A 14,388-nucleotide genomic window follows, 5' to 3' on the forward strand; every position below is an offset into this window, starting at 1 on the left:
TTTCTTGTAATCATGTAAAGTATGCGTCCTTCTTTTCTCAATCCCCTATTTTCCCCTCTCTCAACCTTTCGTGGTGTCGGCAAAAAATGTTATTATCTTTTATCCAAAATTATAGATTGTGGTCATGCAACTGAAATACGTTTTATAGACATCCTATTTTATCATCCTTCATCTTTTATTGACCGTAGCTATTGTCCAAAAATTTCGGAAATTTCAGAAGAAAGAACTGTAACAATAACTGGTTATATTAATCATCCTTCTTCTTCAAAATTTCAAAAAAAAAGACCTTATCAAATTATCCTTAAGAATGAGACTGGTGAAATAATCTTGTCGTTTTTTTATAAAAAAACCGAAACAATGGAAAAGATTTTCTTTGAAGGAAGAAAAATAACCGTTACAGGACAAATAAAAAGATTAAAAAATCACCTTACCATGGTTCACCCTCATTGCTTTTTTCATAATTTTCAAGATACAAAAATTCCTATTATTGAAGCAGTGTATCTTCTTCCAGCAGGATTGTCAGCGAATTTTTTTAAAAAAATTATAGCTGAAGCAATATCAAGATTACCCATATTACCTGAATGGTTGGAAGAAGATTTAGTACAAAAAAAATCCTTCCCTTCTATCGTAGAAGCATTCAATATTATTCACAATCCCCGTGATAAAAAAGATTTTGAATGGTCATCTCCTGCGAGAGAACGATTAGCATATGACGAATTATTAGCTGGACAGATCTCATTATTATTGATGCGAAAACAATTTAAAAAAGAATCAGGGATTCCAATAAATGTTAAAGGACACCTTGCTCAAAAGATTTTACAAAATTTACCTTTTTCTCCAACAAAAAGTCAAAACCTCGCTATCAAAGATATTCTTTTTGATATATCGCAAAACAATAGAATGCTCCGTATTCTACAAGGAGATGTTGGGGCTGGAAAAACACTCGTCGCATTAATCGCAATGGCAGCAGCAGTAGAAGCAGGAGGCCAAGCAGTTATTATGGCTCCTATCGGTATTTTAGCACAGCAACATTATGAATTTATCAAAAAATACACACAAAATACTGAAATTGGTGTCGAAATTATTACAGGAAATATGCCAAAAATCCAAAGAAAAATAGCATTAGAACGTATCGCTCATGGTCAGGCCCAAATTATCATTGGAACTCATGCCCTGTTTCAAGATTCTGTACAATATAATAAACTAATTTTAGTGATTGTAGACGAACAACATCGATTTGGAGTACAACAACGTCTTAAATTAACTCAAAAAGGCACTTCTCCACATGTCTTATTCATGACAGCCACCCCTATTCCACGAACACTTATTCTCACTTCTTGGGGAGATATTGATATTTCTCAAATAACAGAAAAACCTGCAGGAAGAAAACCTATTAAAACCGTTATTGTTCCTATTAATAGAATCAATGAAGTCGTTGAAAGACTAAAAATTGTTTTATCACAAGGGAAAAAAGCTTATTGGATTTGCGCCCAAATCGATGAGACAGAAGAGTCAAATGTTTGTTCGGTAGTAGAACGGTTTAATAGTCTGAAAAAACATTTTGCTTCATCTATCGCCATCATTCACGGACGTATGTCGGATAATGACAAAGAATCAATCATGGATTCTTTTAAAAACGGAACATTACAATTATTAATTGCAACAACCGTTGTTGAAGTTGGAGTTGATGTCGTAGATGCTTCGATTATAATTATAGAGAATGCAGAACATTTCGGTCTTGCACAATTGCATCAATTACGGGGAAGAGTTGGACGCGGCAAAGAAAAATCCAGCTGTATTCTATTATGCTATCCTCCTCTCAGCAAAATCAGCCATACAAGATTATCAATACTGCGAAATACAGAAAATGGATTTATTATCGCTGAAGAAGACTTAAAACAACGCGGAGAAGGAGAAATATTTGGCACAAAACAATCTGGAATGCCAAAATTCCTTATTGCTCAACCTGAATTGCATGCTTCTTTATTAGAAATGGCACGAAAAGATGCAATGAATATTCTTGAACAAGATCCCAATCTAATCAGCGCCAGAGGACAAGCTATAAGAGTACTTTTATATCTATACAAATACAATGATGCGTTTCAGTTTATGAAAGCAGGATAGAAAACCAATAGTTAGATATTATCTTTTTTAGAATCTTCTTCATCTTTTTCGTCGCTAATGATATCATCAGGAATAACAAGACCACCAGATATAAGCATTTTCGCTGAATCTTCAGCGCTCATCTTAAGCTTAATAACCTTCTCTCTAGGAACAAAAATAAGCATACCCGCTGTTGGTAAAGGAGTTGGTGGTATAAAAACTGTGACCATATCTTCATAACCAAGATCTGAAAATTTTTCTTTTAACTCGCCCTTAACATCTGTAGTCAAAAAACATAAAGACCATAATCCAGCACTAGGATATTCCACAAGGCATGCATTTTTAAAAGAAGTTGAATCCTCTTTGAGAATAGTACGAATAATCTGCTTAATACTTTTGTAGATATGTTGGACAATAGGCGTATTATTTAAGATAAATTCACTTAAAAAAAATACAAATCTTCCTAAGAGATTTCTTCCTAAAAATCCAATAGTAGTAATAAAAATAACAACAATTAACAGTCCATAACCTGGGATAGCAATATCAAAATAATATTTAGGATTATATTGAATAGGGATATATGGCATAATAAAACTATCAAACCAATTGACTAAAGACCAAGTCAACACGATAGTTATTGCAATAGGTGCGCATATAACTAAGCCAGAAAAAAAGTTATTGCGAAGCCTTCTGGCAACAGATAGATGAAAATGTTTTGTTTTCATATTAAATATTCTCTCATTACATAATTTTATACTTTTAAAAAAAGCGAATAAAAAATTATTCTACGGTTACCGATTTTGCTAAATTGCGAGGCTGATCAACATCTGTCCCAATTAATATGGCTGTACAATAAGCGATCATTTGAATAGGCAAAGAAAAAATAATAGGTGAAATAATTTCAGATGTATAAGGAAGAACAATTGTTTCTACAGATGGAAAAGATTGCCTTTTTGCTCCTTCTTCATCTGTAATAAAAATAATACGCCCTCCTCGAGTTACTACTTCCTGTATATTAGACACAGTTTTTTGAAAAAAACGATCATAAGGAGCTATAGCAATAACAAGAGTATCTTCTGTAATCAAAGCGATTGGACCATGCTTCAATTCACCTGCTGCATAACCTTCTGCATGAAGATAAGAGACTTCTTTTATCTTTAGAGCTCCTTCTAATGCTAAAGGATAACTAGGACCTCTACCGATGTACAATAAAATATTACTCTTGACCAATGCATAACATAACTTTTCTATTTGTGAATAAATGTTTTGCAAAATATCAAACATCTTACGAGGAATCTCAACAAGAGATTTAACTAATTCTCCTTCTTGTTCTATATTAATATGCCCTCTTACTCTGCCAGCATAAATTGCCATAATCAACAAAACCACGAGCTGACATGTAAAGGCTTTTGTAGAAGCTACTCCTATTTCTATTCCTGCCTTAATGGGAAAGATAAAATCAGATTCTCTAGAAATACTTGATTCTGTAACATTAACAAGAGAGCCTATTTGTAAACCCTTACTCCGCATATAACGTAACGATGCCAAAGTATCTGCTGTCTCACCTGATTGAGAAATAAACAATGAAGCCCATGTCGACGAATACACGAAATCACGATAACGAAATTCTGAGGAAACATCAATTTCAACTTTTAATCCTGCTAACCGTTCAAAACAAAATTTCCCTATTAATCCTGCTAGATAAGAAGTACCACACGAAGAAATAAGAAGACCTGAGATATTCGCAAAATCATATTTAAAAATATTAGAAATTATTGTGTTATCTGACAGATTGAGATAATGACTGATAACTCTGGAAATAGATTCTGGTTGCTCGTAAATTTCTTTTTCCATGAAATGACGAAAGTCACCTTTCCCTATAAGAAGAGGAGCAATTTGTATTACCTTACTTTGTCTGTCTACTTCATGACCATGTGAATCATAAATCGTTAATCCAGAATGACGAACAATAGCCCAATCACCATCTTCCATATATGTCACTTTATCGGTCAATAAGGCAAACGCTGCTACATCCGACCCGACAAACATCTCTCCTTCTCCATGCCCAATAATCAAAGGAGGCCCCTTACGGGCAACAATAATAGAATTAGGATCATCTTCAAAAATAACAGCTATAGAATATGATCCCGTCAAACATTGCATGAGTTTTTGAATGGTTTTTTTTTTGTTTAAACCATCTTCAATAAATTTTGCTATAAGACATGCAATAACTTCTGTATCCGTATCGGTCAAAAATACTTTATCCGCAGAAAAATACTCCTTTTTCAGAAGAGAAAAATTTTCAATAATGCCGTTATGCGTAACGGCTATTCCATCAATACAGTGTGGGTGAGAATTGTTTTTATTCGGCAAACCATGCGTCGCCCAACGGGTATGAGCGATACCTATATTACCTTTTAATGGATCTTTTGCGAATTCTTTTTCTAATTCGGAAAGTTTTCCTTGAGCACGTAAACATTGAATTTTTCCATCATGAATTGTTGCCATTCCAGAGGAATCGTATCCACGATATTCAAGGCGTTTGAGTGCTTCTAAAAGACGAGTTCCTACAGATTCTTTGCCAACAATTCCAACGATGCCACACATTTTTTAAAAAACAACCTCTAATGATATATTATGAATAAACCAAAGATACTAAAAAAAATATATTATTAAAAGATATTTAGAAAAATATTACTTTTTTTTCCGCACTAATAAACTCTTATTTTCCTTGACGATTTGCCGAGATCGAGCAAAGACAAGTGAATTTTCCGGAGTATCTTTAGTAATAACACTTCCAGAGGCTATATAAGTACCCTGACCAATAGTAATAGGAGCAATTAAAGAAGAATTAGATCCAATAAAAGCATTATCACCGATATTGGTCTTAGATTTATGAATACCATCATAATTACAGGTAACAGTACCCGCTCCTATATTAACATTATCACCCATCATACTATCACCGACATAACTAAGGTGATTAATCTTACTTCCTCCTCCAATAGTAGTATTCTTGACCTCACAAAAATTTCCTATCCGAACATTTTTCTCTATTTTGCTTCCCTCTCTTAGGCGAGAAAAAGGACCAATAGCACTATTTTTACCAATATGAACACCTTCTAAATATGAAAAAGCACGTATGCGTACAGAATTTTCAATGCGGACACCACATCCGAAAAAAACATGAGGTTCAATAACTGTATCTGGCTCAATAAACGTATCATGCGAGAAAAAAACAGTTTCCGGAGCAATCATTGTCACACCTGACATCATCATCTGACGACGACAACGTAATTGCCAAATATGTTCGATCACCGAAAGTTCATAACGATTATTACAACCACGTACTTCTTGTTCTGGAGCATCAATACTTACAATACTTTTGCCATCTAATCGCGCTTTTTCAACGATATCTGTGAGGTAGTATTCTTGTGATATTTCGCTTTTCTTAATCTTAAGAAGCCAATCCATAATATGCAGACCATCAATAGCTATTAATCCACTATTACAATAATTTGTTTTCTTCTCTTCATCCGTAGCATCTTTTTCTTCACGAATAGATATTATTTCATTATTTTTTATCAATAAACGCCCATATCCCTGAGGATTATCGGCATGAAATCCAATAACTGCGATAGAATATCCTTCTGCTATTTTATCAACTGCCTCCTTTAAAGTATGAGAAGAAATAAGCGGCACATCACCATACAAGATAATAACATCATCGTACCCTCGTTTAATAGCATCTTGTGCTGTGAGAACGGCATGCGCAGTGCCTTGTTGAAAAGATTGCATGTAATACTCTACTGATAACTCAGAAGGAAAAATAATTTTTTTAATTTCTTCTGCTCCATACCCTAGAACTAAAGCAACATCTCTGATACCTGCGGCAACTATTGTGTCCATAACATAAGAAATCATAGGTTTACCAGCAATTTTCTGTAATACCTTAGAAGAAGAAGACTTCATCCGCACTCCACTACCCGCAGCAAGAACAATAGCAAGACATTTACGTTTCATTAAAACCTCATGTTCATATGTAGAATGATCAGTGCAATCACTCATAAAAACCCATTATTTTTTATTATGATATTTTAAGTTGACTACCTTTATTCAAATAGTTTTTGTTCTTATCAAAGAATTTCTATTCATGAACAATATTTTGGATCACTGCCCCAATCTTTTTGTACTTTAACAAAAAGAATAAGATGAACAGTTTGTTCTAGTATCTCTTCTATTTCTTTTTTAGCTTCCAAAGAAATCATTTTGATATTTTGCCCATTTTTACCAATTACAATCTTTTTCTGATTAGAACGCTCTACATAAATAACCTGTCGGATTAATACCGATCCATCTTTTCTTTCTTCCCATTTCTCAGTAGCCACGCAAGAAGAGTAAGGTATTTCTTTGTGCAAATATAAAAATAGTTTTTCACGAGTAATTTCTGCCGTAAAATGAAACATAGGAAGATCCGAAATCTGATCTGACGAATAGATCCACGGAGCTAACGGCAACGTCGAACATAAATAATTTAATATATCATCACATCCATGGCCTTTCGTTGCTGATACCATGAAAGTTTTTTCTATAGTGACCAGTTTATTTGCTATTGCAGATTGTTCAAGCAAACGTTCTGGTTTTACACAATCGATCTTATTCAAAATTAAAATCAATCGATCTGAACGTTTCCCTATTTCTTGGAAAAGATCATGGACATCACTTTGCAATCCACGATGACTGTCCACAACAAGGCAAACAATATCTGCATGCTTAATCGTACTCCAAGATGACCGAATCATGAGTTTATTGTATGAATTATTAGCTTTAAAAATACCTGGAGTATCCAGAAATACAATTTGCGATTCTTTTTCTGAAACAATTCCTCGTACAATTGAACGCGTCGTTTGTACCTTATGTGTCACAATGGAAACTTTTGCACCAACAAAGCGATTAACAAGTGTAGACTTGCCAGCATTAGTAGCACCAACTAATGCTACACAGCCTGAACGACTATTATCTGGAACAATATTTTCTTGTTCATTAGAAAAAATAATTTCACTCATCTCCATATTTTATGCCGATTATACCCAAATCCCTTCACGCTTCAAAATTTCTACGGCTGCTACTTGTTCTGCAGCTCTTTTTGAAAAATCTACTCCTTTAGCTGGAGAAATCCCTGACACCTCAACCATTACAGTAAAACATGGATGATGATCGGGACCAGAACGAAAAGTAACTGTATATATCGGAGTCACGCCAAATTTTGCATGCGCCCACTCTTGCAATTCAGTTTTAGCATCACGACGAATCTTTCCTTCTTTAAGAGCACGATGTTTCCAATATTTTTCCACAAAATCATTTGCAACTTCCATACCACCATCAAGATATAGAGCAGCAATTAAGCTCTCTACAACATCAGCTTGGATACTGGTGATAAAATTACAAACGTCCCTCCTAAGATCAGAGCTCACAAGAATGAAAGAAGAAATACTTAATTCCTTGGCAACTTGGGAACAAGTTTCTGCACTAACTAGAGCATTAAACCGGACAGAAAGTTCTCCTTCTTTAGCAGAATCAAAGTGATTAAAGAGTAATCTTGATATCAAAAGACCAAGAACCCGATCACCAAGAAACTCCAATCTTTCATAACTTTCTTGTGGAGAACGAGAAATACTCGAATGAGTAAACGCCTTTTCTAATAAAGACTTATCAGAAAAAGTATAGCCTATTTTTTCTTCTATGGCTGAATATTGCAATGCTGACATCACAAAATTTTAAAAAACCTATTCCAACGCATATTCGAAATCCAAAGCCAAACTTTAGCAAATGGAGTATCGTCTCCAATAGAAAAAAGAACAATACTAGCACGACCAATCAGATTTTCTTCCGGGATAAAACCAACGTCAAACCAACGACTATCTTTTGACTTATCGCGATTATCACCCATCATAAAGTAATGACCTTTTGGAACGAAAAAGTCTGAAATATTATTACTGGATGATAAAATATTTTCAGAAAGAACGTTATATGTAATACCACTATCCAATTTTTCTTGAAAAATAGGAATATTATTGCTCCAATCTTCTTTATAGTGATACGACAAATATCCTACGGCATGACGTGCAACTGGTATATCATTAATATATATAGCACCCTGCTTAAGTGATATTTTATCACCAGGTAAACCAATGACTCTCTTTACATAATCAACAGTTGGATCTTTTGGCAAACGAAAGACCACAACATCTCCTCGTCGAGGCTGTGAACCAAAAATACGCCCGCTAAAAAAATCATATGAAAAAGGAAAAGAGTATTTGGAATAACCATAAGAAAACTTATTAACAATAATATAATCTCCTACTAATAGTGTAGGAATCATCGATCCACTAGGGATAACAGAAGGCTGAAATAAGAAAGTTCGAATTAAAATAGCAAAAAACAAGGCTTGTAGGATTGACTTAAAAGTATCACTTTTATTTACATTAAAATTGTATTTCAATATCTTTTTTATCCACATATGATCTACTTTATCCTTAAATTATTGTCATCATTCAAGCAAAAAACTGCAAGATAATCTCCTCCGAATATCGTACTCATACTAGACGACTTTCTATAACAACAAACGCCTGAGCAAAAGGAAAATCATCGCTTATTGTTAAATGAATCACAGGATGATGCCCTTTTGGAACAAGAGAATAAAGCACACAAGAAGCGCGACCCGATACTGAAATATACGGTTTGCCTCCAGGAAGATTGCCAACCTCTATATCCTTCCATGAAATACCATGAGATATTCCTGTTCCAATGGCTTTAGAAAAAGCTTCTTTCGAGGCAAAACGCTTTGCATACGCAGCAGAACGATTGAAAGAAAGATCGCAAATATTTTGTTCCGACGAAGAAAAGCAACGCAACTCAAATTTCCTATCAAATTTTTGCAACAACCTCTCAATACGTCGAATATTGACGATATCACTACCTATACCCACGATCATATCGAAAATTTGTTTTTCTCCAATATAAATTTTTTTTAAAGTGAAGCACCAATGATTTTTATATCCACAGAAGTGGATCTAATAAATGGAATATATATCACTATATTCAATAAAAAAAATCTCGTTTAAATAACAAAAAAGAGAACATTAAGTATCGATTACTCTAAAAAAAACGAAGCAACTAGCAATCATCCCTTTTATCAGGAGCTACTATATTACCAATACCTTCTATAAGTTCCCCTTCTGACATCTGTTCAAAAGACAAAGATTCTGGCTTATTCCAAGTGAACTCAGAATTGTCAACTGCATTATCGGGTTCATCAACCTCAACATGTTTCTGCAGAGAATGGATAAAATCTTCTTCAAGGTCATCTGCAGACAATGTCCCACTTGCAATTTCGCGCAACGCAAGGACTGTATCTTTATCATTTTCAACAACAACCGTCGGCTTTGCACCTTGAGACAAATGCCTTGCACGATGGCTCGCTAAAAGGACAAGTTCAAATCTATTCTCTACCTTGTCAACACAATCCTCTACGGTAGTACGTGCCATTAAAACCTCGCGAAAAATTAAAAGTAACAAAATCAAAAGAAGAAAATTAACTCAATTACTACAACAAAACACTGATCATTTCAAGTTTTTAATAATAAACTTGCAGGTGTCCTTGCATCCTACGCATATTTTTAATAATAAAGCCTATGAGTATGCTCGTTTAAGTCGAACAAAATGGTTTTATTATTATTAAAGCCATTGATTTAATTTAAAACGATATCCCGATATTTAAGTTAACAAATTAGGTACAACGATTAAAAATAGGTAAATGATTTAAAATGTTCGATCCACGTGAAAAAATTGCTCTTTTTATTGACGGCGCAAATCTTTATGCTGCTTCCAAAGCGCTAGGATTTGATATTGATTATAGAAAGCTTCTTAAAGCCTTTCGATCACGCGCCAGAGTACTAAGAGCATATTATTATACTACTGTCATTGAAGATTCGGAACAACAATTCTCACCATTGCATCCGTTGCTTGACTGGTTGCATTACAACGGATTCCAAGTTGTTTCAAAGACAGCTCGAGAATTTGTAGAAGTCAGCGGAAGAAAAAGAATAAAGGCAAGCATGGATGTAGATCTAGCTGTTGATGCATTTGAGCAATCTGAAGGTGTAGAACATTCCGTGATCTTTTCAGGAGATGGAGATTTCACTCCTTTAGTCGCCGCTCTTCAACGAAAAGCAAAAAAAGTTACGATTATTTCGACCGTGTTATCCAACCCTTCTATGGTTTCTGATCAATTACGTCGCCAAGCTGATTATTTTATAGATCTTGCTTATCTAAAAAATGAGATTGCACGTGACGCACCTGAAAGTACTCAAGAAGAGAAAGAATGCACAAAATAGAGACAGAATATTAAAGAAGGAATAGTCAATGAATGAGAACGTCTTCTATTCCTTCTTAAAATTATCGTTTTCCTAAAAAGTAGTCTAAATGGGGAAAAATAATCACTTTTTTGTCAAACTACATGTGAAATTTGCCTCAACAATACGAAAGAAAATATTATTTTATGTATTCTCATAGTTGCTAACTATCCATTTTATAAAATTTTATCTACCATCATATTTAATGAACGCTCTTATTGATTAATCACGGCTTGTACAGTGAACTGGTATGATATGTTAGGAAAGAATATATTATAATCGAGATGGTATAGGAACTGTTGATGGTTTTTTGCTACTATAATAACTACCAGGCACTGGAATGAGGTTTGACTTTCTTTCATTTTTTAACGTTATATCACGCTGTTTTCGTAAACTATCATCATCACAATTACTCAAATTAACAATGCGGCTACGCGTTAAAAAATAAGGTATCTTAACAATTTCTTCACGATACTTACATCCTAAGGGCAGTACCATCGCTTTTGTGCGAACTTCTACAGTAGATTTAAGATAATCTTGGTCCATACCATTTAACGGCGCTATTCCAAGATATTCCACATGCACCTTCGACACCCCTCTTTCCTCAATGTGAAGAATTTTTGCTGCCGCATTAGAGAGATCAATAAGTCGATTATTATGATATGGACCTCGATCATTGACACGCACAACAAGAGATATACCATTATCTAAATTAGTGACACGCACATAACTCGGCAAGGGAAGTGTCGGATGAGCCGCTGTAATATACTCTGTTCCATAAATTTCACCGTTAGCAGTTAAACGCCCATGAAATGCTTTTCCATACCAAGAAGCCATGCCAACTGCAGCATATGAAATATATTGTCGAGGGATATACGATCTCCCCCTAATTAGATAAGGCTTACCTAAATAATAATAACCTCCTCCTCTAGGTACTTTTTTACCAAAAACAATACGATTACTCGCACTTACGCCGTACGTACTTTCTGGAAAATATTCAAGATTATCACCTTTATAACTCGATGAAAAACATGAACTCATTCCTAAAACAGCAGTACAAACGATATTAATCCGCAAAAGACAATAAAAATTCAACCTTATCAATCGATTCTCACTTCATAAAATCCTTAATCTACAAATATCTTTATCATCATTTTCATCACATCAGCATATAAATACAAATAAAATTGAAGCTACTGTCCTAATAATAATATAGACAAAATAAACAATGCAGAAAAAAGCATAAACCATTACTTATTCAACAGAGCAATAATATTCAACAGAGCAATAATATAATAAACTTTGGTTTTATACTTATTTCTTTAATATTTTTCCACATATTTTCGAATCGATAAATTTTTTCCATATTGAATAAAACAATTATATACTAAGAACTAAATACTCATTAAATATCTTTAAAAAAAATCCTTTAGTATATAAAAATTTTTAGAGAAAGAATTAGAATCATATAAAACAAGAAGCGGGAGAATTATTACCCAAGAAGCACAAAAGATCAATGATGAAACCAGTAAAAACAGATTGATGCTATTTTACAAAAATAGGCATAAACTCGGGCGAGAGGAACGCAAGGAATGGGTCTTTAAGAGATTAGGATATTGCAAGCTCCCACAGGAACGATTGGTGGGGAATTATTACGGTTTCTATTGCCATTTAAATTAACGCCAATGTCTATAAGTAGGTCAGTTTTCTTTGATTTACCAAACACTTCAGCTCAATTAAATAACCTCGGATAAATAACCTCGGAGTTACGATAAATCCGACAGAAATACGAACAAGATTTTTGGCTACAACCGCAGTAGCAACTGTTTATGCTCATTTGATGAACGAGTTGGCGAGTGGAAGAGATCCTGATCATTTAATGCGGAAGGAAACGAATGAGTAAGGAAACGGCGTTACGTGCCATTAGTGGTTTGTTTCCTTTTTGAACGGAACAGCTTGTCCATGAGGAAGGAGTGCCGACATCAGTCGGATCAACCGCATCACATCTTATGACCCCTTATGGCTCCGTTCAAATACGGAGCTTTATCTTCCATAATCTTGAGCCTGTCATAATAATCTGGCAATTCAGATTCTTGCTTTTTGCTTTGCATCTTCCAATTTTTCTGTTCATCGTTAGCTTTTTGCTGTTCATATTTAGCTTCTTTCTTTGAATTTTCAGCTTCTTGCTTTACAGATTTTAATTTTTGCTGTTCATGTTTAGCTTCTTTCTTTGTAAGTTCAGCTTTTTTTGTTTTTTCTTTATACGTGCAACTGATTGATCTGCTGCGCCTTTAATGTGTTGCACAGCTTCATCCCCCCAAAAAATCACAACCTGACAACAGTACAGACGATGAAATAATCAAACTAAAAATCACTTTTTTTGTATTAAGAATTATCATTCCAATGACCTCTCTAATTAAAATTCAACATATGATTGCATTCTAGAATAATATTCTACCTATTTAAATCAACAATTGAAATTTCAGTTAAAAAGAAAATGACAAGAAAGTATCCTATTAACCACAATGCGATTATAATTTAGAAGGTGCGGTAGCTATATAGATAGACGCGTGGAATCAATGACTTACCATGTCGTCAATTACTAGATTCGGGCGGTATAAACTATTGATTTTAAGAGATAAATTATAAATATTTAAACCAGCAGCTTTTGTTCAAACCAGATGAAAATGTCGACTAAATGGAAGTGTTTTTTTAGTTTAGAGAAGGTGAAAGAATACCGAAAAAAAACATGTTTGCCGTGATGTTAAAATAGGAGAATGGAAGGAAACCCCATCTACCAGTTTAGGATTGACGAATCAAGATTATGGGCAAACATTAGATGCAGAAAGAGATCGCAAAAGCGATGATCACTATATCGGAAGCCTTAAAAGGGAATGTTTATACTGCTCGTCAATTTAGACAATATTTTGATAATCAGGCAGGAATGGGTAGTGAAGCTTCTATTCAAAAAAGAATAGAATTCTTAATGTCCAAAGGATAGATCAAAATATTTAAAAATATTCAAGATTATGGCCTCCCTACTCATCGCAGTTTTAAGGGATTCATGTGTGTCAAGGACATGGACTTGCGAATTGATAATGGGGAATTGGTGCGAGTTAATCCAACAGATTATAAATGTAAATAAACAGGGAAAATTCTACCTGTAGAAAACTATGATGTTAGAACATGCTTAATGAGAAATACAATTAACCAACCTCAAAACGACGTATTAGAATGTATGAAACAGCTCGTCTTGCCCAAGAGATGAATATCCGTATTGAGATTGAAAACAGATGGGACAACATTCAGATTTGAGCCTTTAAAAGAAAAGAAGATAAAAAAACCTATTACTGATGAAAATTATTGTAGGTTATAAGAGCATGCCACCAAAATTTAGACTTCCTCCTTTGTTACGAAGGAGAAAACACGCCATGGGAAAGTAATCTATTATTTTAGAAAAAGTCACGGTCCTCGTACACGTCTACCATACCCGCATGAACCTAACTTTATGGCTGCTTATCTTTCTATTTTATCTGGAATGCCGAAAGAAAAATTTTCTCCCCCAGTGAAAAAGAAAAAACCACTTACTACCTTGAAATGGTTGATAGGTGAATACTGGGAAAGCCCATATTGGACTAGTTTATTAAGAAGACTTTAAATAAGCACTTTGCTCAAGTTATTAAAAAATCAGGGGATTTTGACTATAAAAAAATAACTTCTATGAATATTCGTGAAGGAATGACAACAAGAAAGAATACACCAGCTACAGCAATACAATTTTTGACTGCAATGCGATCTTTATTTAGATGGGCACATCAGAATGGGTACATATCAACCAACCCTTGTATTGGCATTGAAAAACCTCGTTATA

At 34.2% G+C, this 14,388-nt stretch carries 13 protein-coding genes; 4 read left to right on the top strand and 9 right to left on the bottom strand.

Annotation, left to right across the window (positions count from 1 at the left end):
* Positions 1-21: 21 nt before the first annotated feature.
* Positions 22-2,124, top strand: coding sequence for an ATP-dependent DNA helicase RecG (recG, locus tag G293_RS05330; RefSeq protein WP_047264617.1), 2,103 nt, complete (start codon positions 22-24; stop codon positions 2,122-2,124).
* Positions 2,125-2,135: 11 nt separating this feature from the next.
* Here the strand turns inward: recG and G293_RS05335 are convergent, their stop codons facing one another.
* From G293_RS05335 to rpoZ, 8 genes are all read right to left on the bottom strand, one after another.
* Positions 2,136-2,828: a DUF502 domain-containing protein gene (locus G293_RS05335; RefSeq protein WP_047264618.1), complete on the bottom strand. Its 693-nt coding sequence runs from the start codon at positions 2,826-2,828 to the stop codon at positions 2,136-2,138.
* A 55-nt stretch (positions 2,829-2,883) separates the two neighbouring features.
* Positions 2,884-4,710: a glutamine--fructose-6-phosphate transaminase (isomerizing) gene (glmS, locus tag G293_RS05340; RefSeq protein ID WP_047264619.1), complete on the bottom strand. Its 1,827-nt coding sequence runs from the start codon at positions 4,708-4,710 to the stop codon at positions 2,884-2,886.
* An 87-nt stretch (positions 4,711-4,797) separates the two neighbouring features.
* The gene (glmU, locus tag G293_RS05345; RefSeq protein ID WP_047264747.1) at positions 4,798-6,126 is read right to left on the bottom strand and encodes a bifunctional UDP-N-acetylglucosamine diphosphorylase/glucosamine-1-phosphate N-acetyltransferase GlmU; all 1,329 of its coding nucleotides are present in this window, start codon (positions 6,124-6,126) and stop codon (positions 4,798-4,800) included.
* A 128-nt stretch (positions 6,127-6,254) separates the two neighbouring features.
* Positions 6,255-7,175: a GTPase Era gene (gene era / locus G293_RS05350; RefSeq protein WP_047264620.1), complete on the bottom strand. Its 921-nt coding sequence runs from the start codon at positions 7,173-7,175 to the stop codon at positions 6,255-6,257.
* 12 nt (positions 7,176-7,187) lie between these two features.
* Positions 7,188-7,871, bottom strand: coding sequence for a ribonuclease III (rnc, locus tag G293_RS05355; protein WP_047264621.1), 684 nt, complete (start codon positions 7,869-7,871; stop codon positions 7,188-7,190).
* Positions 7,871-8,623: a signal peptidase I gene (gene lepB / locus G293_RS05360; protein ID WP_047264622.1), complete on the bottom strand. Its 753-nt coding sequence runs from the start codon at positions 8,621-8,623 to the stop codon at positions 7,871-7,873. The genes rnc and lepB overlap by 1 nt, the downstream gene beginning before the upstream one ends.
* Positions 8,624-8,699: 76 nt before the next feature.
* Entirely contained in the window at positions 8,700-9,098 is a 399-nt protein-coding gene (gene acpS / locus G293_RS05365; RefSeq protein WP_047264623.1) for a holo-ACP synthase, read from the bottom strand.
* 181 nt (positions 9,099-9,279) lie between these two features.
* On the bottom strand, positions 9,280-9,651 hold the full coding sequence (gene rpoZ / locus G293_RS05370) for a DNA-directed RNA polymerase subunit omega (protein WP_047264624.1): 372 nt from the start codon (positions 9,649-9,651) through the stop codon (positions 9,280-9,282).
* 278 nt (positions 9,652-9,929) lie between these two features.
* Here rpoZ and G293_RS05375 point away from each other — a divergent pair, with 278 nt between their 5' ends.
* Positions 9,930-10,499 carry a LabA-like NYN domain-containing protein gene (locus G293_RS05375; RefSeq protein ID WP_047264625.1) on the top strand — a complete coding sequence of 190 codons (570 nt, stop codon included), beginning with the start codon at positions 9,930-9,932 and terminating at the stop codon, positions 10,497-10,499.
* 291 nt (positions 10,500-10,790) lie between these two features.
* On the opposite strand, the gene G293_RS05380 is transcribed toward G293_RS05375, so the two are convergent.
* Positions 10,791-11,621, bottom strand: a complete 831-nt coding sequence (locus G293_RS05380; RefSeq protein WP_047264626.1) for a septal ring lytic transglycosylase RlpA family protein — start codon at positions 11,619-11,621, stop codon at positions 10,791-10,793.
* Between the two features lie 1,735 nt (positions 11,622-13,356).
* Between G293_RS05380 and G293_RS05780 the strand changes: the two genes are divergently transcribed.
* Both G293_RS05780 and G293_RS05785 read left to right on the top strand, forming a co-directional pair.
* On the top strand, positions 13,357-13,518 hold the full coding sequence (locus G293_RS05780) for a hypothetical protein (RefSeq protein ID WP_158402243.1): 162 nt from the start codon (positions 13,357-13,359) through the stop codon (positions 13,516-13,518).
* Positions 13,519-14,025: 507 nt separating this feature from the next.
* A complete protein-coding gene (locus tag G293_RS05785) occupies positions 14,026-14,175 on the top strand; it encodes a hypothetical protein (RefSeq protein WP_158402245.1) in 150 nt (49 codons plus the stop codon).
* Positions 14,176-14,388 lie beyond the last annotated feature (213 nt).

It is taken from the genome of Candidatus Liberibacter africanus PTSAPSY (assembly GCF_001021085.1).
GTDB lineage: Bacteria > Pseudomonadota > Alphaproteobacteria > Rhizobiales > Rhizobiaceae > Liberibacter > Liberibacter africanus.

What these genes read in the sequence shown, in the direction of transcription:
- recG (WP_047264617.1), top strand. Translation starts at nt 22, where the DNA reads ATGCGTCCTTCTTTTCTCAATCCCCTATTTTCCCCTCTCTCAACCTTT.
- G293_RS05335 (WP_047264618.1), bottom strand. Translation starts at nt 2,828, where the DNA reads ATGAAAACAAAACATTTTCATCTATCTGTTGCCAGAAGGCTTCGCAAT.
- glmS (WP_047264619.1), bottom strand. Translation starts at nt 4,710, where the DNA reads ATGTGTGGCATCGTTGGAATTGTTGGCAAAGAATCTGTAGGAACTCGT.
- glmU (WP_047264747.1), bottom strand. Translation starts at nt 6,126, where the DNA reads ATGAAACGTAAATGTCTTGCTATTGTTCTTGCTGCGGGTAGTGGAGTG.
- era (WP_047264620.1), bottom strand. Translation starts at nt 7,175, where the DNA reads ATGGAGATGAGTGAAATTATTTTTTCTAATGAACAAGAAAATATTGTT.
- rnc (WP_047264621.1), bottom strand. Translation starts at nt 7,871, where the DNA reads ATGTCAGCATTGCAATATTCAGCCATAGAAGAAAAAATAGGCTATACT.
- lepB (WP_047264622.1), bottom strand. Translation starts at nt 8,623, where the DNA reads ATGTGGATAAAAAAGATATTGAAATACAATTTTAATGTAAATAAAAGT.
- acpS (WP_047264623.1), bottom strand. Translation starts at nt 9,098, where the DNA reads ATGATCGTGGGTATAGGTAGTGATATCGTCAATATTCGACGTATTGAG.
- rpoZ (WP_047264624.1), bottom strand. Translation starts at nt 9,651, where the DNA reads ATGGCACGTACTACCGTAGAGGATTGTGTTGACAAGGTAGAGAATAGA.
- G293_RS05375 (WP_047264625.1), top strand. Translation starts at nt 9,930, where the DNA reads ATGTTCGATCCACGTGAAAAAATTGCTCTTTTTATTGACGGCGCAAAT.
- G293_RS05780 (WP_158402243.1), top strand. Translation starts at nt 13,357, where the DNA reads ATGCAGAAAGAGATCGCAAAAGCGATGATCACTATATCGGAAGCCTTA.
- G293_RS05785 (WP_158402245.1), top strand. Translation starts at nt 14,026, where the DNA reads ATGGCTGCTTATCTTTCTATTTTATCTGGAATGCCGAAAGAAAAATTT.